Origin of the sequence: Streptomyces sp. NBC_00988 (genome assembly GCF_045162645.1) — a bacterium.
Lineage (GTDB): Bacteria > Actinomycetota > Actinomycetes > Streptomycetales > Streptomycetaceae > Streptomyces.
On sequence record NZ_CP108730.1, the window covers coordinates 7,539,607 to 7,559,533 of the forward strand.

At 71.1% G+C, this 19,927-nt stretch carries 20 protein-coding genes; 13 read left to right on the top strand and 7 right to left on the bottom strand.

Annotated elements, in window-relative coordinates:
* The first annotated feature begins 36 nt into the window (after positions 1 to 36).
* From OG496_RS34825 to OG496_RS34845, 5 genes are all read left to right on the top strand, one after another.
* Positions 37 to 1,674 carry a beta-N-acetylhexosaminidase gene (locus OG496_RS34825; protein WP_405976767.1) on the top strand — a complete coding sequence of 546 codons (1,638 nt, stop codon included), beginning with the start codon at positions 37 to 39 and terminating at the stop codon, positions 1,672 to 1,674.
* 106 nt (positions 1,675 to 1,780) lie between these two features.
* The gene (locus tag OG496_RS34830) at positions 1,781 to 2,470 is read left to right on the top strand and encodes a DUF4328 domain-containing protein (protein WP_399386712.1); all 690 of its coding nucleotides are present in this window, start codon (positions 1,781 to 1,783) and stop codon (positions 2,468 to 2,470) included.
* 146 nt (positions 2,471 to 2,616) lie between these two features.
* Complete coding sequence (locus tag OG496_RS34835) at positions 2,617 to 3,195, top strand: hypothetical protein (protein ID WP_366489329.1); 579 nt, start codon at positions 2,617 to 2,619, stop codon at positions 3,193 to 3,195.
* 123 nt (positions 3,196 to 3,318) lie between these two features.
* On the top strand, positions 3,319 to 3,720 hold the full coding sequence (locus OG496_RS34840) for a hypothetical protein (protein ID WP_366489330.1): 402 nt from the start codon (positions 3,319 to 3,321) through the stop codon (positions 3,718 to 3,720).
* 148 nt (positions 3,721 to 3,868) lie between these two features.
* A complete protein-coding gene (locus tag OG496_RS34845; protein WP_405973725.1) occupies positions 3,869 to 5,344 on the top strand; it encodes an MFS transporter in 1,476 nt (491 codons plus the stop codon).
* A 23-nt stretch (positions 5,345 to 5,367) separates the two neighbouring features.
* On the opposite strand, the gene OG496_RS34850 is transcribed toward OG496_RS34845, so the two are convergent.
* Positions 5,368 to 6,558, bottom strand: coding sequence for a Gfo/Idh/MocA family protein (locus OG496_RS34850; RefSeq protein ID WP_405973726.1), 1,191 nt, complete (start codon positions 6,556 to 6,558; stop codon positions 5,368 to 5,370).
* 232 nt (positions 6,559 to 6,790) lie between these two features.
* Between OG496_RS34850 and OG496_RS34855 the strand changes: the two genes are divergently transcribed.
* From OG496_RS34855 to OG496_RS34870, 4 genes are all read left to right on the top strand, one after another.
* Complete coding sequence (locus OG496_RS34855; protein ID WP_366489335.1) at positions 6,791 to 7,390, top strand: RNA polymerase sigma factor; 600 nt, start codon at positions 6,791 to 6,793, stop codon at positions 7,388 to 7,390.
* Complete coding sequence (locus OG496_RS34860) at positions 7,383 to 7,574, top strand: hypothetical protein (RefSeq protein ID WP_405973727.1); 192 nt, start codon at positions 7,383 to 7,385, stop codon at positions 7,572 to 7,574. Before OG496_RS34855 ends, OG496_RS34860 begins: the two co-directional genes overlap by 8 nt.
* Before the next feature lie 266 nt (positions 7,575 to 7,840).
* Positions 7,841 to 8,503, top strand: coding sequence for an RNA polymerase sigma factor (locus OG496_RS34865; RefSeq protein ID WP_405973728.1), 663 nt, complete (start codon positions 7,841 to 7,843; stop codon positions 8,501 to 8,503).
* The gene (locus tag OG496_RS34870; protein WP_405973729.1) at positions 8,503 to 9,681 is read left to right on the top strand and encodes a hypothetical protein; all 1,179 of its coding nucleotides are present in this window, start codon (positions 8,503 to 8,505) and stop codon (positions 9,679 to 9,681) included. Before OG496_RS34865 ends, OG496_RS34870 begins: the two co-directional genes overlap by 1 nt.
* A 208-nt stretch (positions 9,682 to 9,889) precedes the next feature.
* On the opposite strand, the gene OG496_RS34875 is transcribed toward OG496_RS34870, so the two are convergent.
* Positions 9,890 to 10,744: a L,D-transpeptidase family protein gene (locus OG496_RS34875; RefSeq protein WP_405973730.1), complete on the bottom strand. Its 855-nt coding sequence runs from the start codon at positions 10,742 to 10,744 to the stop codon at positions 9,890 to 9,892.
* Positions 10,745 to 10,840: 96 nt separating this feature from the next.
* Here OG496_RS34875 and leuE point away from each other — a divergent pair, with 96 nt between their 5' ends.
* Positions 10,841 to 11,497: a leucine efflux protein LeuE gene (gene leuE, locus OG496_RS34880; RefSeq protein ID WP_366489343.1), complete on the top strand. Its 657-nt coding sequence runs from the start codon at positions 10,841 to 10,843 to the stop codon at positions 11,495 to 11,497.
* On the opposite strand, the gene OG496_RS34885 is transcribed toward leuE, so the two are convergent.
* The gene (locus OG496_RS34885) at positions 11,498 to 12,928 is read right to left on the bottom strand and encodes an FAD-dependent oxidoreductase (protein ID WP_405973731.1); all 1,431 of its coding nucleotides are present in this window, start codon (positions 12,926 to 12,928) and stop codon (positions 11,498 to 11,500) included.
* Between the two features lie 72 nt (positions 12,929 to 13,000).
* On the opposite strand from OG496_RS34885, the gene OG496_RS34890 reads away from it, so the two are divergent.
* Positions 13,001 to 13,651: a TetR/AcrR family transcriptional regulator C-terminal domain-containing protein gene (locus OG496_RS34890; protein ID WP_405973732.1), complete on the top strand. Its 651-nt coding sequence runs from the start codon at positions 13,001 to 13,003 to the stop codon at positions 13,649 to 13,651.
* A 3-nt stretch (positions 13,652 to 13,654) separates the two neighbouring features.
* Here OG496_RS34890 and OG496_RS34895 read toward each other — a convergent pair whose 3' ends face one another.
* The 3 genes from OG496_RS34895 to OG496_RS34905 form a co-directional block, all read right to left on the bottom strand.
* A complete protein-coding gene (locus tag OG496_RS34895) occupies positions 13,655 to 14,146 on the bottom strand; it encodes an RICIN domain-containing protein (RefSeq protein WP_366489348.1) in 492 nt (163 codons plus the stop codon).
* Positions 14,147 to 14,240: 94 nt separating this feature from the next.
* Positions 14,241 to 15,089: a helix-turn-helix domain-containing protein gene (locus OG496_RS34900; RefSeq protein WP_405973733.1), complete on the bottom strand. Its 849-nt coding sequence runs from the start codon at positions 15,087 to 15,089 to the stop codon at positions 14,241 to 14,243.
* Positions 15,090 to 15,110: 21 nt separating this feature from the next.
* Complete coding sequence (locus OG496_RS34905) at positions 15,111 to 16,064, bottom strand: helix-turn-helix domain-containing protein (protein ID WP_405973734.1); 954 nt, start codon at positions 16,062 to 16,064, stop codon at positions 15,111 to 15,113.
* Positions 16,065 to 16,266: 202 nt separating this feature from the next.
* Between OG496_RS34905 and OG496_RS34910 the strand changes: the two genes are divergently transcribed.
* Together OG496_RS34910 and OG496_RS34915 are read left to right on the top strand one after the other, a co-directional pair.
* Entirely contained in the window at positions 16,267 to 17,253 is a 987-nt protein-coding gene (locus OG496_RS34910; RefSeq protein ID WP_366489352.1) for a glycosyltransferase family 2 protein, read from the top strand.
* Entirely contained in the window at positions 17,250 to 18,599 is a 1,350-nt protein-coding gene (locus tag OG496_RS34915) for a polysialyltransferase family glycosyltransferase (RefSeq protein WP_405973735.1), read from the top strand. Before OG496_RS34910 ends, OG496_RS34915 begins: the two co-directional genes overlap by 4 nt.
* A gap of 69 nt (positions 18,600 to 18,668) precedes the next feature.
* Here the strand turns inward: OG496_RS34915 and OG496_RS34920 are convergent, their stop codons facing one another.
* Positions 18,669 to 19,844 carry an acyltransferase family protein gene (locus OG496_RS34920; RefSeq protein ID WP_405973736.1) on the bottom strand — a complete coding sequence of 392 codons (1,176 nt, stop codon included), beginning with the start codon at positions 19,842 to 19,844 and terminating at the stop codon, positions 18,669 to 18,671.
* Between the last annotated feature and the right edge of the window lie 83 nt (positions 19,845 to 19,927).

Sequence of the window (19,927 nt, forward strand, 5' to 3'; positions counted from 1 at the left end):
GTGAGCCAGCACAGGCGCCGCTCGTCGGCGAAGCAGGTGAAGCAGACCAAGCAGAGGCGCGGGCTGATCGCCGTCGCCGCTGCCACTGCGGTGGTCGCGGCCGGGGTGGGGCTCGGGCTGTGGGCGGCGTCCGGCGACGAGGGGGGTTCCGGGGGCGCGGCGGTCGGGTCCGCCGACGAGACCTCCGCCGCCTCGCGCGGCGCGGCCTCCCGCTCCGCGTCCCCGACGCCGAGTCCGACCCGGTCGTATCCGCTGTCGCAGACGCCCCGCACCATTCCCGCCGTGCGCTCCCACACTCCCGCGCGCGGTCCGGGCTGGCGGCCCGCCAAGGGGAACCGGGTCGTCGTCGAGGACGCCGATCTCGTCGACGAGGGGCGGCTGATCGCCGGGGAGTTGGGGCTGACCTACGGCGGCGAGTCGAGCGACGTGCGCGCCGGGGACGTACGGCTGGCGCTGAACGACGACGAGGGCGCGAACCCGGAGTCGTACGCGATGACCGTGCGCGGCGGGCGGGTCAACATCAGCGGGCCCTCGGACGCGGGGGTGTTCTACGGCACCCGCACCCTCAAGCAGGAAGTGCACGGCGGAGGTACGGCGCCGGAGGGCGTCGTGCACGACCAACCGGCCAAGCCGCAGCGCGGGTTCATGCTGGACATCGCGCGCAAGCCGTTCACCGCGGCCTGGATCGAGGACCGGGTACGGGAGTTGGGCGACCTCAAGTTCAACGAACTGGGGCTGCACTTCTCCGACGACCAGGGCTTCCGGATCGAGTCCACCAGCCATCCGGAAGTCGTGTCGAAGGACCACCTCACCAAGGCGCAGGTCAAGCAGATCGTCGACCTCGCGGCCAGCCGGCACATCACCGTCGTGCCCGAGATCGACTCGCCCGGGCACCTGGGCGCGGTGCTCGCCGCCCATCCGGATCTGCAGCTGCGGAACGTGTCGGGCGTCGCCACGCGCGGTGCGATCGACATCTCCAAGGACGCGTCCGCCGCGATCGTCGACGAACTCCTCGACGAGTACGCCGGGTTGTTCCCCGGTGACCAGTGGCACCTCGGCGGCGACGAGTACCAGGCGCTGACCGTCGCCAACCCCCAAGCATCCTTCCCGCAGTTGGCCGCCGAGGCCACGAAGGCCTACGGCTCCGGCGGCACCGTCGCCGACCTCACCACCGGCTGGCTCAACGACCGTGCCGACACGGTCCGCAATCACGACCGCACGATGCGGGTGTGGAACGACGGCTTCTTCGCGAATACGTCCGTGCAGGCCGCCAAAGATCTCCAGGTCGCGTACTGGACGGGCAAGGAGATCGGCGCCCGGCAGCCCGTCGCGTATCTGAGCGCGGGGCGCAAGGTCCTCAACTACAACGACGAGTACCTGTATTACGTCCTCGGCGAGCCGCAGACCTTCGTCTATCCGACGGGGCGGCGGATCTACGAACAGTGGACCCCGCGCGTGCTGCGCGGCACGACGGCGGTCCCGGCGAAGTACGAGAGCCAGATCCTCGGAGGCTCCTTCGCGGTCTGGTGCGATCTCGCCAACTCGCAGACGCAGAACCAGGTCGCGGCGGGTATCCGTATGCCGCTGCGGGCCACGGTCCAGAAGCTGTGGGATCCCGGGACGCCCGCGTTGACCTGGACCCAGTTCAAGTCCCTTGCGGACAAGGTGGGTTGAGCGGGGCGGGTCGCGAGGCTGGACGGGCAGGGGCTGGGGAACGTATGTTCCCCTCTCTTTTCTCTTTCCGCTCGTACTCGGGGGTCGCTTCACCATGTCCGTTCCCATGCCCACACCCAGACCCGTGCCCGGACCCGCGTCCTATCTGCGCTCACCGGTCGGGCTCGGCCGGGCCGCCGTCGCGCTGCTCGGGCTCGTCATCGCCGTCGACCTGTTCGCCGTCTACGCCGATCTCGTCCTCTACGACGTGACGGGCGACCTCATGGACGGCGCGTCCGGCGGTGCGGTCGCCCGGAGGCTGGACGACGCGAACTCGCTCAACACGGTGGCCGGTGGCGTCCAGTCGGGCTCGCTGGTCATGTCCGTCATCGTGTACCTGTGCTGGTTCGTGCGGGTGCGGGCCAACGCCGGGGTGTTCGCTCCCGACACGCAGAGCATGAAGCCCGGGTGGGCGATCGCCGGGTGGTTCGTCCCGTTCGTGAGCCTCTGGTACCCGCGCCGGATCACCCGTGACATCTGGGACGCCAGTAGCCCTCTGGGCGCCCGCAGGTCGTATCTGCTGGTCAACGCGTGGTGGACGCTGTGGCTCCTGTCGCTCGTCGGCGACCGGGTCGGCTCCGCGCAGTCCGGGAGCGCCGACACGGCGGACGGGATGCACGCCGGTGCCTACGCGTTGATGATCTCCGACGCCCTCGACATCGCGGCCGCGGCGCTGGCGATCGCGCTGGTCCTGCGCCTGACCCGGATGCAGCACGCGAAGGCGCTGGCGGGGCCGGGTGTTCCGGCCGGGGCCTGAGGGATCCCGCTCCGTTGGCCGAAAAACCTCTTCTTCCGTTTTCCCTGCCTGCTCGGGGGCGTCCCGTGTGACACTCCCGGGGTGGAGCACGCAGTCAGGGGAAACGTGGGCTCCATAGGGGAGGGGCCCCGCTGAGGGAGGTCTGGATGAGTCTGGTGGAACTGATCGCGCAGGCCGACGAACGCGCACTGGCCGCCGGTGGACTGGCTTGTTTGGATCGGTGCGTGCCGCTGCTGGGCGGTGACGACGAGGTGCTGCGTCCGCTGTGGACCAGCCTCGCCGACCCGGCCGTGGGGGAGACGTGGGGCGAGTCCCTGGAGCAGGCCCGTGCCAAGCTGCCCGCCCTTTTCGAGGAACCCGGCGAGGACCAGGCCGTGCGGCTCGCCCGCACGATGCTCGCGACCGCGCCGGCGGTTCCGGCCGGCACCGAGGTACGGGAGTGGGCCGACGCCTGCTCGGTCGCCTCGCTGCGGATCCACCGGCTCCTGGAGGTCATGGCCCCCGCCGGCGACGCGGACGGCGCCGATGACATCGACTCCCGCCGTGAAGGTCGTACGGAGGGAGTCTCGCCCCTCGTCGCCGCCGAGCTGCGCCGGCAGGTCGCCGTCCTCGAACTCCTCGCGGGAACGGGCTCGGGCGGACTGCGTCAGGTGCTCGCGGTGTCGACCGAGGGGCGCCGGGTGCTGCGCGCGGTGGTCTCGCGCCGGGCGCGCGGGCGGAGTTGAGAACGGGAGCGCAGCGGGACCTGTGACCGTCGTGCGGCGGAGGTGGGGCGGTCCTGCGCCGGTCCGCGGAAATGTCCGGATCGGGGTGCCGGAACACCGCTCCATCATGCTTTTCCTGGTGCGATGACGCATGTGACGACGGTTCGAGAGACCAGGCCCTCCGCCGCCACCCGGCCTGTGCGGTGGGCGGCGGACGCGGTGGCGACGATGCGCGAGGGGGCCCGGGTCCGTCTCGACTACTCGGCGCAGAGCCTGTGGCGGGTCGACCGGATGATCGAGGAGATACGGCGGGACGGGGCGCCGTACGCCGCCGTCGAGAGCGAGTTGCGCGGGTTCGGGGCGTACGCCGGTGAGGTGATCGCGCGGCAGACCGGCGGGGAGTGGTGGGCGACCGGGGGCGAGCACTGGCTGCGTACTCCGGAGGGGCGGTTGTGGGACCCCATCGACGAGGCTCGGCGGTGTTTCGGTGGGCACGGCTCGCTGCGGCTGCTGTGCCGGGACGCGGTGAACGGCGTTCGCCGGTAAGGGAGTTCAGCCTCCCGCACCCAGCACCCAGCACCCGGCACGCAGCGGGTCCCGGTCGGCAAAATCGCCGTAATAAGAGACGCCAGCGTTCCCAAGGGGTCGGGTGCGGGAGGACGATGAGGGCGACCGCCGGACCCGGGGAGGATCCATGGCCGAGAACCGTCGTTGGTGGGCGCTGGTCGTCATCGCGCTCGCGCAGTTGATGGTCGTCCTCGACATGACCATCGTCAACATCGCACTGCCGTCCGCCCAGACCGACCTCGGCATGTCGGACGGCAACCGGCAGTGGGTCATCACCGCCTACACGCTCGCGTTCGGCGGGCTGCTGCTGCTCGGTGGCCGGATCGCGGACCTCGCCGGGCGCAAGAACACCTTCATGATCGGGCTGATCGGCTTCGCCGCCGCGTCCGCGCTCGGCGGTGCCGCCGCCAACCAGGGCATGCTGTTCGGCGCCCGAGCGCTGCAAGGTGTCTTCGCCGCCCTGCTCGCCCCCTCCGCGCTGTCGCTGCTCACGACGACGTTCACCGACCCGAAGGACCGCAGCAAGGCCTTCGGTGTGTTCGGCGCGATTGTCGGCGCGGGCGCGGCAGTTGGGCTGCTGGCCGGCGGGTTCCTCACCCAGTACCTGGACTGGCGCTGGTGTTTGTACGTCAACGTGCCCATCGCGCTGGTCGCCTTCGCGGGCGCGTGGGTCCTGCTCAGCGACAGCTCCCGGCACCCGGACGCCCACCTCGACATACCCGGAGCGCTCCTCGGCTCCCTCGGCATGCTGACGCTGGTGTACGGCTTCTCCGAGGCGGAGTCCAGGAGTTGGAGCGACGGGCTCGTCCTGACCCTGCTCGCCGCCGGGGTCGTGCTGCTCGGCGCCTTCGGGTTCTGGCAGACCCGGGCGAAGGTTCCGCTGCTGCCGATGTCGGTGGTGAAGGACCGTCAGCGGGTCGGCGCGTTCCTGACCATCCTGTTCGTCACCATCGGCATGTTCGGTGTGTTCCTCTTCCTCACCTACTACATGCAGCGCGTCCTCGGATACTCGCCGGTCAAGACGGGCGTCGCCTATCTCCCCATCACCGTCGGCATGATCACCGGCTCGACCCAGGTCGCGGCCCGGCTGCTGCACCGGGTCCCGCCGCGCACCCTGATGGTCCCGGGCCTGCTGCTCGCGGCGGGCGCGCTCGCACTGATCGCCCAGGTCGGGGTGGAGCCCGCGTACGCCACGTACATCCTGCCCGGCATGCTGATGCTCGGCCTCGGCATGGGTACGGCGATGATGACCTCGGTGTCCCTGGCCACCGGAGGCGTCGCACCCCGCGACTCCGGCGCGGCCTCCGCCACCTTCAACACGGCCCAGCAGGTGGGCGGTTCGATCGGTACGGCCCTCCTCAACACGATCGCCGCCTCGGTCACCACCCGCTATGCCACCGCCCACGCGGGCCCCGGCGTGAACAAGCAACTGCTGGAGGCGAAGGCCGCGGTGCACGGCTTCAACGTCGCCACCTGGTGGGCGATGGCCTCGATCCTGCTCGCCGCTCTCATCGCGGGCGTCCTGGTGAACGCGGACCGGGTGCCCACACCGGGCGCGGTGGCGAAGGAGACCCCGCAGCAGCCGGTGGAGACCTCCATCTAGACCTACGGCGCCGACAACGGGCCCTACTGCGCCCGTACTTGACCCCGCTCGAAGTAGGCGACGAGTTCCGGATCGAGGGGCGGCACCTCGCGCGGGGTGCCGCCGTCCCGCAGTGACTCGGTGGCCCCGGACCCCGCGGCCACCGCCATCCGCGCGGCGACGGGCGAGGTGTCGGTGCGCCCGCCGTGCCGTACGAAGCGCAGGAACTCGTCGATCAACAGCGGGTCGGCGCCACCGTGTTCGCCGTCCTGCCCGGTGTTCGGGACGCGGTACTCGGCGTCGGCGTGCTCCCGGTATTCCGAGCGGCGGCTGTTCCAGACCTTCACCACCGCGCCGGGCCCGTCGCCGAAGTTCTCCAGTCTCCCCGCGTCGCCGATGACGGTGTAGTTGCGCCAGTAGTCGGGGGTGAAGTGACACTGCTGGTAGGCGGCCAACACCCCGTTGTCCAGGCGCATGTTGACCAGCGACACGTCCTCGACGTCGATGACCGGGTTGAGCGCCCGCTGGGTGTGCGGCGGCCAGTGTCCGTCCTCGGTGTACCAGTCGGCGGTCTTCGGCTCGCCGGGCGCGCGCCGGTGCGGAAGGCCGCCGTAGACCAACAGGTCGCCGAACGCCTGCACTTGGCGGGTGTAGCCGCCGGCCAGCCAGTGCACCACGTCGAGGTCGTGCGCGGCCTTCTGCAGCAACAGGCCTGTGCTGTAACGGCGTTCGGCGTGCCAGTCCTTGAAGTACCAGTCACCTCCGTAGCCGACGAAGTGCCGTACCCACACCGTCTTCACGGTGCCGACCGCGCCGCCCTCGATCAGGTCCCGCATCAGGCGGATCACCGGCATGTGGCGCATGTTGTGGCCGACGTAGAGGCGGGTGCCGGTCTCGTGGGCTGTCCGCAGGACGTGGTCGCAGCGTTCGACGGTGATGTCGAGCGGCTTCTCGACGAGGACCGGCTTGCCCGCGCGCAGCGCCTCGCAGGCGAGGTCGGCGTGGGTGTGGTCGGGGGTGAGGACGAGGATCGCGTCGACGTGGGGGGACGTGACAACTCCCCGATGGTCGGCGGTTGTTGAGACACCCGGGAGGTCCTCTGTCGCCTGTTGGCGGGCCGCCGGGTCGGGGTCCGCGAGGGCGGTGACGCGGGAGCCCGCGCCGGGGCGGTGGGCGACGCGGGCGAGGCTGCCGCGCAGGCCGTAGCCGAGGACACCGATACGGAGGTCGGACATGGGTCTCCTTCGTTCGCGGGGACGCCACGGGCGGACGTACGCCGGGGCCAGAGGGACCGTGCCCCGTCGGCGGGCCGGAGATGTGCCGGGCGGGCCGCGGGCTGTGACGTTTCTGTGAGGTGCGGCGCTGATGGCGATGGGGGGTGCGGGGGATCGCCGAGGGGGGATCACCGAGGAGGACCGCCGTGCCCGTACGGATTCTTCGCGCACTCGGTACGGACGAGGACAGTCCTTGGGCCAGACAGGCGAGCCCCGGCGCGGGCACGCGTACGACGGGGAACTGGGCGCGGCCGTCGCGCGGGCCCAGGAGGGCGACGACGGCGCTTTCGCGGTCGCGTACCGGATCGTGCAGCCCGGGCTGCTCGGGTATCTGCGCGGCCTCGTCGGCGACGACGCCGAGGACGTGGCGTCCGACGCGTGGCTGGAGATCGCCCGCGACCTGGGTCGGTTCCGCGGCGACGGGGCGGGCTTCCGCGGCTGGACGGCGACCATCGCCCGGCACCGGGCGCTCGACCATCTGCGCAGACAGCGGGTACGTCCGAGACCGGCGGCGCTCGAACAGGACGTACTCGAACTGCCGGGCCCGCACAGCACCCACGACCAGGCGCTGGAGTCCCTCTCCACGGAGTACGCGCTCGGGCTGGTGCGGGGGTTGCCGCAGGACCAGGCCGAGGCTGTGCTGCTGCGGGTGGTCGTGGGGCTCGACGGGCCCGCCGCCGCCCGGGTGTTGGGCAAGCGGCCGGGGGCGGTGCGTACGGCCGCCTATCGGGGGTTGAGGCGGCTGGCGCGCGAACTGGGTGTGGCGGAAAGGGATGGAGACGGACATGGCTGAACGCGACACGGGCCTGCCCGGCCTCCCTGGCCTGCTGGGCGCGGCTCTCCGCGAGGGTGATGTGGACGGCGAGGCCGAGCGGCGGGCGGTGGCCGCGTTCAGGGCGGCGCGGGACGCGGGGGTCCAGGCGGCGCCGACGCGGAGTCAGGACGACTGGCGGCCGAGGGGCAGCGGTGCCCTGTAAGGATGTCGCGCTTCGTCGCGGGTCGGAGAGACACCGCGGAGACGGCCGGAGCCGCCACCCCCCACAGGAGAGGCCCCGGCCGTCGCGCTGTACGGGCCGCGCGGCGGCCCGTACTTTTTACAGCGCCGGGAGTGCGTTTTCTGTCACACCGGGAGCCCGAACCACGTAGTTGCATCTTGTACGGACATGGACGAGGAACAGTTTCAGGTCGTAACGTGCCTTTCGCGCCGGAGGGCGGACGCGACCAACAAAATTCGAGGGACCACGTGCTGGGGGACGACGCGGAGCTGACCGCCGCGGTGCTTGCGGCACAGGACGGGGACGAGACCGCGTTCCGGACTGTGTACCGCACGGTGCACCCACGGTTGCTCGGATACGTACGGACGCTGGTCGGCGATCCGGACTCCGAGGACGTCGCGTCCGAGGCCTGGCTGCAGATCGCCCGTGACCTGGACCGGTTCAGCGGGGACGCGGACCGGTTCCGCGGCTGGGCGGCCCGGATCGCCCGCAACCGCGCCCTGGACCACATACGGATGCGCGGCCGCCGCCCCGCGATAGGCGGCGACGAGACCGAACTCACCGGCCGCGCCGCCGACTCCGACACCGCCGGCGAGGCCATGGAGGCCCTGGCCACCGACAACACCCTCTCCCTCATCGCCCAGCTCCCGCAGGACCAGGCCGAGGCCGTCGTCCTGCGGGTGGTCATGGGCCTCGACGCCAAGACCGCCGCGGAGACCCTCGGCAAGCGGCCCGGCGCCGTCCGCACGGCCGCGCACCGCGGGCTGAAACGACTGGCGGAACTGCTCGGCGGCGACCCGGAATCGGCCGCGGCCCTCGACGCCCTGCCGCCCCAGCGAGAACCGCGCGACCGCGCGGTGACGTCCGCCACTGTGACGCATACGCGCGCGCGGACGCAGAAGGACATGTGATGGCCGACGAGCGCTGTGCTTTTCCGGGGGACCGCCCCCGGACCCCCGGCCGATGGCTGGACCGTGAGACCGCCGAGCTGCTGCTGCGCGGCGAGCCCCTGGAAGCCGTCGATCCGGGCGCCCGCGAACAGGCCGAGCGGCTCGCCAGGACCCTCGGCGCGCTGTCCGTGGAACCCGCGCAGACCAAGGTCGAACTCCCGGGCGAGGAAGCCGCGTTGGCCGCCTTCAGAGCGGCGCGCACCGGCAATGACGTCGAACGGGCCGCCCTCGCACGGCGCGGCCGCGGGCCGTCCTCCGACGCCGGTCTCGTCCGGCTCGGGCGGCCCGCCGCGACCGTCCCGGGGCCGCGCTGGGGAAGACCCGTACGGGTCGGCCTGACCGCGGCGCTCGCCGTCGGCATGCTCGGCGGAGTCGCGGCCGCCGTCGGCACGGGAGCCCTTCCGACACCGTTCTACGACGACCCGACGCCCGCCTCCTCCATCTCCGCCGCCGTGACGCCGTCCGACCGCACGCTCGTCTCGCCCTCGCCGAGCGGCACCGGCGGCCCGGGCACGCCCACGGCGGGCGGCGGCTCCGACGACTCCTCCGGCGAGGCGGCCGGCAGCGGCACCAACCCCACGCCATCCGCCGGTACCGGTGACGACAAGTCCTTCGGCTCGGGCGGCTGGTGGAAGGGCGTCACCTCGTCCTGCCGTGCCGTGCGCGACGGCAAGCCCCTGGCCCCCGGCCGCAAGCGGACCCTGGAGGGCGCGGCGGGCGGTACGTCCCACGTGTGGACGTACTGCAAGGGCCTCCTCCAGCACACCGGCACCGGAACCGACACGGACGACAAGAACGCCGGCGGCAAGGGCAGCAGCGACGGAAGCGGCAGCGGGGACAGCGACGGGCAGAACGTCGGCGGTCAGGGCGGCGACCAGAACGGTTCGGACGAGCAGGCCGGCGGTCAGGGCGGCGGCGGGAACATAGCCCCGATCGCCCCGGGCGGCGGCAGCGGCAGCGGTGGTGGCGGCAACGGCGGTGGCAGCGGCGGCGGTTACCAGAACAACGGCGCCTCCACCTCCGGCCCCACGGTCTTCACCCCGCTCGCCCGGCGCCAGCCGCCGTCCACCCCGGCTCCGTCGCACACCACCGACACCCGGCAGACCCCGTCGCCGAGCCCGACGTACAGCGTGCTCTGAACCGATCGCACGCCGCTGACCTGCACTTTCGTGGCTCGTGGAAATTTCTTCGCGGCGGGTGTGACATTTCCGGCCGCCGTGGCGCAGTACTGAGTGAGCCGACTGGTCATCGGCCAACGCACAGAGCCGGGGTTCCCCCCGTACCTACGGCTCGTGCACACGGCGCGGGTGGGACACGTTCCCCCGGTCCCGCCCGCGCCCCATACACCTACCGGTAGACGACGACCTTGTCGCCGGTCCGCACCTGGGCGAAGAGACTCGCGATCGCCGCCTCGTCCCGTACGTTGACGCAGCCGTGCGAGCCGCCCGCGTAACCCCGCATCGAGAAGTCGTACGAGTAGTGCACCGCCTGGCCGCCGCTGAAGAACATCGCGTACGGCATGGGGGAGTGGTAGAGCGTGGACACCCAGTTCCGGGCCTTCCAGTAGACCTGGAACACACCGTCGCGGGTCGGGGTGTACTGCGCGCCGAACCGCACCGACATCGTCGACACCGTCCGCCCGTCGATCATCCAGCGCAGGGTCCGGCTCGTCTTGTCGATGCACAGGACCCGGCCGGTGAGACAGCGCGGGTCGGGCGCGCCGGCCGGCTGGCCGCCCATCAGGTACAGGTCCCACTTGCCCGGCTCGTGCGTCATCCTCAGCAGCCGTTGCCAGGTGTCGGTGTCGGTCTGGCCCGTCTTCGGCAGCCCGCGCTTGCCCTGGAAACCCGCGACGGCCTGCTCGGTGAGCTCGTCGTAGGTCCCGGTCGGCCCGTCGAAGAGCCAGTCGACCTGCCGTAGCCGCGCCTGCAGTTCGCGCACGTCACCACCGCTGTCGCCGCGCGACCACAGGACGTTCGCGGCGCGGCCGGTGCTCGGGGAGGCGGAGGATTTCCCGTCACCGGTGCCGCTACTGCTACTACTGCCGGGAAGCTTGATGCGGACGGGCAGATGGTGCCCACCGTCCGCGCCGGTGCCCTGCACCGTGCAACCGCACATCGCCACCAGCGCCGACAGGGCCACTGCGGCGGCGATCGCTCTCGCCCTACCCGTAGTACGCCTCCCCATACCCGTAGTACGCATCGCGGACCCCCGTCGTCTCACCGGCTTCGTACCCCGGAGACGTACCCCCGGATGACAGACCGCGAACGGCGTCCGGCGCATGCGACACTCGTTCTCATGTTCGGTGTCATAGACCTCCCCACCTACCTGGCCGGCCTCGTCCTGATCGTTCTGCTGCCCGGGCCCAACTCGCTGTACGTCCTCTCGGTCGCCGCCCGGCGCGGTGTCCGGGCCGGGTACACGGCTGCCGCCGGTGTCTGGTGCGGGGACACCGTGCTGATGACGCTCTCCGCGGCCGGGGTCGCCTCGTTGTTGCAGGCCAACGCCGTGCTGTTCGGGATCGTGAAGTACGCGGGGGCCGGGTATCTGACCTGGCTGGCGTTCGGGATGCTGCGGGCCGCGTGGGCGATGTGGCGGAGCCGCAAGGAGCGGGCGGCCATGGAACCGGCTCCCGCCGCGGAGGCGGCCGAGGAGCGGCCTTACCGCCGTGCCTTCGTCGTGAGCCTGTTCAACCCGAAGGCGATCCTGTTCTTCGTCGCCTTCTTCGTGCAGTTCGTCGACCCGGGGTACGCCTACCCCGCGCTGTCGTTCGTCGTGCTCGGCGCCTTCGCGCAGCTGGCGAGCTTCCTCTACCTCACTGCCCTGATCTTCAGCGGGACCCGGCTGGCGACGGCCTTCCGCCGTCGCAGGCGGCTCGCGGCGGGGGCCACCTCGGCTGCGGGGGCGCTGTTCCTGGGCTTCGCGCTGAAGCTGTCACTGGCCAGCTCCGTGTAACTAGCGGTTCAGGCCGAAGCGTTCCGTGTACTCCGCCAGGCCGCTGTCCGTGTCGCCCGCCCAGCCGACGTAGCCGTCGGGGCGGACCAGGAAGAGGCCCGTGCCGTACGTCTCGGCCGCCAGGCCTTCTACGACGCGCACGGCGTCGCCGTCGCCGATCGCCGGTGCCTTCGTGCCCAGCGCGAGCAGGGTCCAGTGCGGGCCCCGGAAGGCGTCGAGGAGGCGTACGCCCGCGACGGTCCGGTTCGGGGCGCGGTCGCCGGCGCGGATCCCCTCTCCCGGTGCCCGGGTCTCCGTCGTGAGGGTCGACTCCGGGTAGCCGATGCCCAGTTGGCGGGTCGCCTCGCCGCGGCGGGCCTCGCCCCGGTGGACCTGGGTGGACAGGCCGAGCATCTCGGCGGCGTTGGGGAGCCGCTCCTCCTCGTAGGTGTCGAGCAGGCTCGCGGGGGCCTCGCCGCGCAGCACCGCGCCCAGCTTCCAGCCCAGGTTGTAGGCGTCCTGGACGCTGGTGTTGAGGCCCTGGCCGCCGGCCGGCGAGTGCACGTGCGCCGCGTCCCCGGCCAGGAAGACCCGACCCTGCTGGAAGCGGTCCGCGAGGGCCGCCCGGGGCCGGAAGTCCGAGGCCCAGCGGAGCTCGGTGACGTCCTCGGGGGCGAGGTGCGAGCGGGCGGCGACGATCTTCCGTACGCCGTCGAGGGAGAGGTCGGGCGTGCTGTCGTCCAGGAGCTGGGCGACCACCTGGAAGTCCTCCGTCCCGGCCAGCGGGCAGACCGCGAGGAAACCCTCGTCGCCCCGCGGCGGGAAGATGTGCCAGTTGTCGCGGTCCAGGCCGGTGATACGGGTGTCCGCGACCAGGATCGGGTTCGGGTCGACGGTCTCGCCGGTCATGCCGATGCCGAGCCCGCGCCGGATCACCGAGCGGCCGCCGTCCGCGGCCACCGCGTACCGGGCGCGGACGGGGGCGCCGGACGCGAACGCGACCGTCACACCGTCCTCGTCCTGGGTGAGCCCGGTGACCTCGCGGCCGAAGGACACCCGGCCGCCCAGCTCGTCGAGCCGGGCCCGCAGGATCTCCTGGGTGCGCCACTGCGGCACCATCCACGGGGCGCCGTACGGCGAGTCCTCGTTCGTCTCGGCCGGGTCGAACATGTTCTGCTCGGCGACCCGCTCGCCGTCCTGCCAGATCATCCCGACCGGGTAGTCGCCGCCCGCCGCGAGGATCGCGTCCAGGACGCCGAGGTCGTCGAAGACCTCCATCGTGCGCGGCTGGATGCCCTTGCCGCGCGAGCCGGGGGACAGCCCCTCGCCGCGCTCCACGACCAGCGCGTCCACCCCGCGCCGGGCCAGGTCGATGCCGAGGGCGAGTCCGGTGGGGCCCGCGCCCACGATCAGTACGTCCACGTGCTCGGTCAGGTTTCCGTGCTCGGTCATGATCCAGTCTCCTTAACGCTGTTAAGTGCGGCTGGTTCCGAGAGTGGCCTTAACGGTGTTAAGTTGTCAAGCGTGAGTACGGAGCGACGCACCCCCCTCGACCGCAAGCGCGTGGCGGACACGGCCCTGAGACTGCTGAACGAGGTCGGTCTCGACGGGCTGACCCTGCGCGCCATCGCCAAGGAGCTGGACGTCAAGGCGCCCGCCCTGTACTGGCACTTCAAGGACAAACAGGCGCTGCTCGACGAGATGGCGACGGAGATGTACCGGCGGATGGTCGCCGACGCCCCGCTCGCACCCGAGGACACCTGGCAGGAGCGGCTGCTGAAGTCCAACCGCGGACTGCGCGACGCGCTGCTCGGCTACCGCGACGGCGCCAAGGTCTTCAGCGGCTCCCGCTTCACCGGCACCCCGCACGCCGTGGAGATGGAACGCACCCTGCGCCTGTTCACCGAGGCCGGCTTCACCCTCGCCCAGGCGGTCCGCGCGACCTCGACGTCGTACCTCTACACGATCGGTTTCGTCACCGAGGAGCAGGGCGTCCAGCCGCTGCCGGACGAGCGCCGCGAGGGCTACGACGTACACGAACGCGCCCGCCTGCTGGCCGACTTCCCTCTGTCGGCAGCGGCGGGCGCGGAGATCTTCGAGGACTACGGCCGGCACTTCGAGGAAGGGCTGGCCGTAGTCGTGGCGGGTGTGGAGGTGTGGTCCGGGGTCAGGTGAGGGTCAGTTGTGAGTGCCGTACCAGACGTAGTACGAGGAAGGAATCGTCGACTGGTTGTTGTCGGTCGCGTAGACCGCGTCCTTGACGGTGCTCGTCCTCAGGTACCCCTCGCCGGCCGAGCCGAGGTCGTCGAAGAAGTGCCCGCTGTCGCCCTGGTACCACCACCACTGGCCGCTGGCGCCGTTGCAGGTGCTCATCCAGACGGCGTTGACGGTCGTCTTGTTGTCGGTCGTCAGGCAGGTGCCGGTCTCGCGGTTCCTGACCTGCGCGAAGCTGCCGGAAGCGCCGACGAAGTCCCACTGCTGGCGATTGCTCCCGACGCACGACGTGGCGAACGCCGTCCCGGTGTCCCCGGCCGTCAGACACGTCCCGAACCCGGCGTTCTGGAACTGCCAGTAGGTGGGCGCCGCTTGGGCCGTGGCCGGGAACATCAGCCCGGCGCTCGCGGCGAGAGCGCCCACGGCGCTGACTGCGGCAAGACGGAGTTTCTTCACTGCAACCTCTTTCGGAGAGTTGGAAGTGGAGCGGTCGTCCTGATCAACAGCCTGCCGGGAAGGGGCAGTTGGGGCGTTGGCGCACAGAGCACACTCATGTGGCAATGCGTCCACGGAAACCGTGGGAGTACTTGCGGAAGTCGCCCGGCGCCAGCCCGTACGCGGCGCGGAAGGCGCGCGCGAAGTCGGTGGCGCGGGTGAAGCCCCAGCGGGCCGCGACGGCGTGCACGGGGGTGGCGGCCTGGGCCGGGTCGGCGAGGTCGAAGCGGGCGCGCTCCAGGCGCCTGCGGCGGACGAACGCCGCGACGGTCTCGCTCTCGTCCTCGAAGAGCCGGTGCAGATAGCTGAGCGAGATGCCGTGCGCGGCGGCGATGCTCTGCGGTGTCAACTCCGGGTCGTCCAGGCGCTGTTGGATGAACGCCATGATGAGCGGGGTCAGTGGGGCCCGGGGTCCCAGCGGCGGGCAGGGGTCGGGTTCGGCGGCGCGGGCCAGCAGGGCGGCGACCAGGCTGCTCAGGACCGTGCCCAGCCGGGGTCCGTCGGCGGGGCGGTAGGCGCCGGTGTGTTCCATGATCTGGGTGAGGAAGCGGGCGAGCAGCGGGGCCACGCGGTCCCGGCCCGGGATGCGGTGGCCGAGCACCCGGTGGGCGCTGTCCCGGGGCAACGGCAGCAGCGCCTCCGGTACGACGACGCCGACGGCTCTGACCGGGCCGGTGCGGATCTCGTGCGGCCGCAGGCCGTCGTCGCAGTAGAAGTCGCCCGCGCGCAGGCGCGTTTCGCGTCGGCCGCAGGTGATGAACGCCTCCCCCTCCAGGAGGAGCGCGAGGCGGTAGCGGTCCGCGCCGGTCCTCCGGGTGGAGCGGGCGTCACGGCGTAGTTCCAGCGGTTGGAAGGCCGCCGACCACACCGGCATCTCACCTAGTCTGACGAGTCGTCCGGTCATGAACTCCCCCTGGGTCTCTGGTCATTCGGTACGGGTCTCGCGGTACTCCCGCGGCGGTACGCCGTAGGCCGTGCGGAACGCCCGGGTGAAGGCGGAGTGGTCCCTGAAGCCCCAGCGGGCGGCGATGCGGTGCACCGGGGTCTCCCGCAGGTGCCGGTCGGCGAGGTCGCTGCGGGCCCGTTCCAGGCGGCCGCGGCGGATCAGCGCGGTGACCGTGGTCCCGCCGGCCCGGAACAGCTGATGCAGATAGCTGACGGAGATGTGGTGGGCGGCGGCCACCGTGCGCGGGGTCAGTTCGGGGTCGGCCACGTGCTCCAGGACGTAGGACTCGATCCGCGCGGGCAACTCGGGCTCAGGAGGTTCGGGCGGGCCGTCGAGGTGATGGGTGAGGGTCGCCGCCAGCAGGTCCAGGGCGACCGCGCTCACTCGGGTCTCGTCGGCGGCCGGGTAGGCGCGCGTCTCGGCGGCCAGGTCGGTGAGGAAGTGGGTGAGCAGGGCGCCCAGTCCCTCCCGGGCCGGTAATCGGGTCCCGAGCAGGCGGTCGGCGCGGCGGGCCGGGAGCGGCAGCAGCGTCCAGGGGACGTGGACCCGCAGGAGGGTCGCGGGTTCCGGGCCGGTGATCCGCAGCCGGAGGGGGCGGGAGCTGTCGTAGAAGGTGAGGTCCTGGCCGTGCAGGAGGGCCTCGTGGCCCGTCTGGGAGACCGTGAGGGTGCCCGATAGGGGGAAGACCACCGTGCACACGGCGGGGTCGGAGCGGTGGATCAGGCGGGTCGTGCGGCGGAGGACGGACGGGGAGCAGGTCAGCTCCTGGATGTGGACGGGGCCGAGGTCGCGGGTGCGGGCCGTGGCCCGGAACCGTCCCGGTGCCGCGCTCGTCACGCGCATCGGAGGGTCGCAGGTGTGCAGGAAGGTGTCGAAGGCGGCCAGTCGTTCGGCCGGTGGCAGGTCCTCGCTCCGGAATACCGTTCTGATCACGCGACCCCCGGGTCGATCCGACGTTCATTCGAACGTTGGATCGTCGAGCGGGCGTTCGGGATGTGTGCTGGAGTGGGTATTTGTAAATGGAGGGCGGCCCGTAACTTCGCGTTCACCTGTTGGCCCCGGCAGGGTTGATATCCGGGCTCGAACATCTCCTACGGTCACAAGAATCCGCCCCGGAGAGAGCCCAGGTGTACGCGTGACCAACCGCCCCCCAACACTGTCCGTGATCGTCCCTTGCTACAACATCGAGGCCTATGTCCCGGAAACGGTGACCAGCCTGATCAACAACGCGCGGGACGAGTTCGAGTTCCTGTTCGTCGAGGACCGCTCGACCAAGGACAAGACCTATGAGGCTCTCCTGGAGCTGACGAAGCGGCTCCCGAACAGCAGGGTCATCCGGCACGAGAAGAACGGCGGTCTGGCCACCGCCCGCAACACCGGGATCGACGAGGCCGAAGGCCGCTACCTCACATTCCTCGACGGCGACGACTGGCTCGCGCCCGGCTATCTGGCCGACCTGGTGGACGTCATCGAGCGCTTCGACGTCGACTTCGTGCGCACCGACCACGTCACCGTCACCGGCGTCGAGCGGGCCATCCAGCGTTCTCCCGAGGGCCGCAGGCACACCCCGCTCGACCCGCGCAGCTCGATCCTCCCCGTCGACGACACGACGATGGTCGACTACCCGTACGCCTGGGCCGGCATCTACCACCGCCGCCTCCTCGACCGGGGCCTGCTGCGCTTCCACGACGGCCTGCGCACCGCCGAGGACCGCCCCTGGATCTGGGAACTGCACCGCAAGGCCGAGTCCTACGTCGCCGCCAGCCTGCGCGGGGTCTTCTACCGCCGGGGCCTGGCCGGTTCGCTGACCCAGATCGGCGACGCCCGCCAGCTGGACTTCTTCCGCTCCTTCGACCTGGTCCTCGCCGAACTGGCCGACGACCCGGAAGCCGCGAAACTGAGGAAGAAGGCGCTGCGCAACTACTGCGTCGTCATCGCCCACCAGCTCCTGGACCGGGGCCGGTTCGAGCGCAGCGTGCACGCCAAGCTGCGGCAGATGGCCGCCGAGGCGCTCGGCCGGATGACGGAGACCGAACTCAACGAAGCGCTCGTCGGCATGGGCGAGGAACGCGTGCACACGCTGCGGCGCATCCGCGGTGGCATGAAGGGAGTCGCGGCATGAGCGGCACGACACAGATCTTCTTCTCGGCCACGCAGTACGCCGCCGCGACCGTCACCGCCGCGATCCGCGCCGGCTTCTTCGGCCCGCGCACGGCCCATCGCCGCATCCTGGTGGTCAGCAACACGGCCGCCGTGCCCGAGGTCGGCACCCCGCTGGACAAGATGCCCGGCTTCGAGAAGCTGCGCCCCGAGTTCGACGAGGTGCGCTCGTGGAACGAGTTCATCTCCCCCTTCCACCCGGCCGGTTGGTCCCCGCGGGCCCAGGACACCGCCCTGTGGGAGAAGGCCGTACGCCTCGCCTGGAACCTCGGTGACGAGGACGTGGAGATCGCCTGCGAGTCCATCCAGGCCAACCCCTCCCGCGCGGTCGCCGACATCTTCGCCGACAGCCCGGTGCACGTGTACGCGGACGGCCTGATGAGCTACGGCCCCACCCGCAACCGCATCCCGCACAACCTGAACAGCCGCATCGCGCGCGTGCTGCACCTCGACCTGATACCCGGGCTGCGGCCGATGCTGCTGTCCGAGTACGGGGTCGAGCCGCAGCCCATCCCGAACGAGGCGATCGTCGACGTCCTCGCGCAGATCGGTGAGGAGGGCGCCTCGATCCTCGCCGACCGGCTGCCCCAGGAGAACCGGCCCACGGCCGTGATGCTCGGCCAGTACCTCTCCGCCATCGACCTGATCACCCAGGACGAGGAGGAGCAGCTGCACGTCCGCATGCTGCGCGCCGCGGCGAAGGCGGGCCACCAGGACGTCCTGTTCAAGCCCCACCCCAGCGCACCGGCCGTCTACAGCACGTCACTTGAGCAGACCGCCGACCAACTCGGCGTCCGCCTCACGGTGTTGCGCGAGCCGGTCCTCGCCGAGACGGTGTTCGCCCACCTGCGCCCGCAGTTGGTCATCGGCTGCTTCTCCACGGCCCTGATGACGGCCGCCGCCCTCTACGACATCCCCGTCGCCCGCGTCGGCACCGGACTGCTCCTCGAACGCATCACGCCGTACGAGAACAGCAACCGCATCCCGCTCACCGTGATCGACGCGATCCTGCCGGACGCCGAGAAGGACAAGGTCGGCCAGCCTCTCGAACTGGGCGCCCTGGCCGAGCAGTTGGCGCCGCTGGTGCGGGCCGTCGGCTACTGCATGCAGGCCCTGAAGCACCACGCGATGCGCGACGAGGTGACCGCCTGGCTCGCCGTCCACCTCGACGAGTACCCGCAGTACTTCAAGAAGCGCCGCCTGACCAGCCTGCGCCTGCCCGGCGGCAGCGCGGTCCGCGCGGAGTCGCTGCGCCGCAACCCGACCGTACGGCGCGTGGTGCGCCGTATCCGGGCCGCGCAGGCCTGAGACGCAAGCGGAAGGGCCCCTCGACCGGCAGCGGTCGAGGGGCCCTTTTCAACTGGTCGGCCGGCGGGGTTACTTGCCGAGTCTCGCCGCCAGCTGCTTCGACTGCAGCGTCATCGTGCGCTTCAGCCGTGGCCCGAACGGTTTCTCGACGAAGCGGTGCATCAGATACGCCAGGCACAGCAGCCCCGGCACGGTCAGCGCGAGCGTCTCGTACGGGCCGAGCCCGAAGCCCCGGTGCAGGACGCGGATCGCGAACCAGCCCAGGTGCTCGTGGATCAGATAGAACGGGTACGTCAGCGCGCCCGCCAGCGTCAGCCAGCTCCAGTTCGCCCAGCTCGTCCAGCCCAGCGCCACCGCCGCGACGGCCGCGAAGGCGACGAGGACGATCGCCTGGATGACATGCGGGTTGCGGTGGAAGTCGCCGGTCATGCCCGGGTGCCACAGGGCCGTCACCGAGTAGCGCTGACCCAGCAGGAAGGACATCCCCACGATGCCCCACAGGAGCAGGTCGCTGCCGTAGCGGTAGATCAGGTAGAAGGCGAGGCCGCCGATGAAGTACGGCGCGTGGTCGCGCATCGTCAGCTCGGTCGTCAGCGGGTTGTCGGCGACCCGGGCGAAGCAGCCGGCCATCGTCCACAGGATGCAGAAGGTCACCACACGGCGGTAGGTGACGCCCTTCCAGATCACGAACAGCGCGAAGAACAGGTAGAACCGCATCTCCACCCAGAGCGTCCAGTCCACGCCGATGACCCGGGGCACGCCCAACGGCTGCTGGAGCATCGTGAAGTTGACCAGGAACTCGTCCGAGCGCAGCGGCTTGACGACCACCGGCATCAGGACCGACGCGGTGCCCACCAGGATCAGGGCCACCCAGTACGCCGGGTACAGGCGGGCGATGCGGGAGCGGAAGAACTCGCCCATCGACTTGCCCCAGCTGCTCATGCAGATCACGAAGCCGCTGATGAGGAAGAAGAACTGCACGCCGAGCGAGCCGTACGTCCCCGCCTCGGACAGGGTCGGGAACATCTTCCCGGGGGACTGGTGCCAGGAGGAGGCCACCTCACCGTTCTTGCCGGTGAAGTGGTAGAGGCACACCATCAGCGCGGCCAGCAGCCGCAGTCCGTCCAGGGCGCGCAGCCGGTTCTCCCGGGGCGGGCGGGGCGGGGCGACGGGTGGCTGCTCCGGTTCCTGCCCAGGGTCCTGGCCCCTCAGGGTGGGTGCCAGGGCCTGGTCAACCGCGTTCATCCTGGGCCTTTCTCGCCGACGTCGAATGGCTGTTCCGCGGGGGAACGATGTGACGCTACGAACGTTCGACGGATGAGAGGCAA